At 73.9% G+C, this 1383-nt stretch carries 1 protein-coding gene; it reads right to left on the minus strand.

Features of this window, described 5'->3' with window-relative positions:
- Positions 1 to 53: 53 nt before the first annotated feature.
- Positions 54 to 1181: a GuaB3 family IMP dehydrogenase-related protein gene (locus ACFU74_RS37300; protein ID WP_380764581.1), complete on the minus strand. Its 1128-nt coding sequence runs from the start codon at positions 1179 to 1181 to the stop codon at positions 54 to 56.
- Between the last annotated feature and the right edge of the window lie 202 nt (positions 1182 to 1383).

Below are 1383 nucleotides of genomic sequence, written 5' to 3' on the forward strand. Positions count from 1 at the left end.
GCCCCCGCCGCGCGATGCGGCGGGGGCCCCGAACCGGAATCGGCAGGACCCGCTCAGCGGTGGTTGAGCGCCGGGTTGACGGTCACCTCGACCCGCTGGAACTCCTTGAGCTCGGTGTACCCGGTGGTCGCCATCGCCCGGCGCAGCGCGCCGAACAGGTTCATGGTGCCGTCCGGGGTGTGCGACGGGCCGGCGAGGATCTCCTCGGTGGTGCCGACGGTGCCGAGGTCGACCCGCTTGCCGCGCGGCAGCTCCTCGTGGACGGCCTCCATGCCCCAGTGGTAGCCCTTGCCGGGCGCGTCGGTGGCGCGGGCCAGCGCGGCGCCGATCATCACCGCGTCGGCGCCGCAGGCGACCGCCTTCGGGATGTCGCCGCTGTAGCCGACGCCACCGTCCGCGATGACGTGCACGTAGCGGCCGCCGGACTCGTCCATGTAGTCGCGGCGGGCGGCGGCCACGTCGGCGACGGCGGTGGCCATCGGCACCTGGATGCCGAGCACGTTGCGGGTGGTGTGCGCGGCGCCGCCGCCGAAGCCCACCAGCACGCCGGCCGCACCGGTGCGCATGAGGTGCAGCGCGGCGGTGTAGGTGGCGCAGCCGCCGACGATGACCGGGACGTCCAGCTCGTAGATGAACTGCTTCAGGTTGAGCGGCTCGGCCGCGCCGGAGACGTGCTCGGCGGAGACGGTGGTGCCGCGGATGACGAAGACGTCGACCCCGGCGTCCACGACGGCCTTGGAGAACTCGGCGGTGCGCTGCGGCGAGAGCGCGGCGGCGGTGACCACGCCGGAGTCGCGCACCTCCTGGATCCGCTGCTTGATCAGCTCGGCCTTGATCGGCTCGGCGTAGATCTCCTGGAGGCGGCGGGTCGCGGCGGACTCGTCGGTGATCGAGGCGATCTCGTCGAGCAGCGGCTGCGGGTCCTCGTAGCGGGTCCAGAGCCCTTCCAGGTTCAGCACGCCCAGGCCGCCGAGGCGGCCGATGGTGATGGCCTGCTGCGGGGAGACCACGCTGTCCATGGGAGCGGCCAGGAACGGCAGCTCGAAGCGGTAGGCGTCGATCTGCCAGGCGATCGAGACCTCCTTCGGGTCACGCGTACGGCGGCTGGGGACGACGGCGATGTCGTCGAAGGAGTACGCCCGGCGGCCGCGCTTGCCTCGCCCGATCTCGATCTCAGTCACTTCGAGCCCTTCTGGTGGTGTTGCTCATGCCCGCCGGGTCACCCCGGCCGCCCCCCAGTATCCCGCACCCGCCCGCCGCCGCACGGCGCCGCCCGCCGCCCGGTCCCCCGACGGGTGCCGTTCCGGACAGCCCGCGGGGCCCGCCACCCCTCGGTGGCGGGCCCCCCGGCGGGGGTCCGGGATCAGCGGCGGGCGCGGTGGT

It is taken from the genome of Kitasatospora sp. NPDC057500 (genome assembly GCF_042802195.1).
In the GTDB taxonomy this organism is placed as follows: Bacteria; Actinomycetota; Actinomycetes; order Streptomycetales; family Streptomycetaceae; genus Kitasatospora.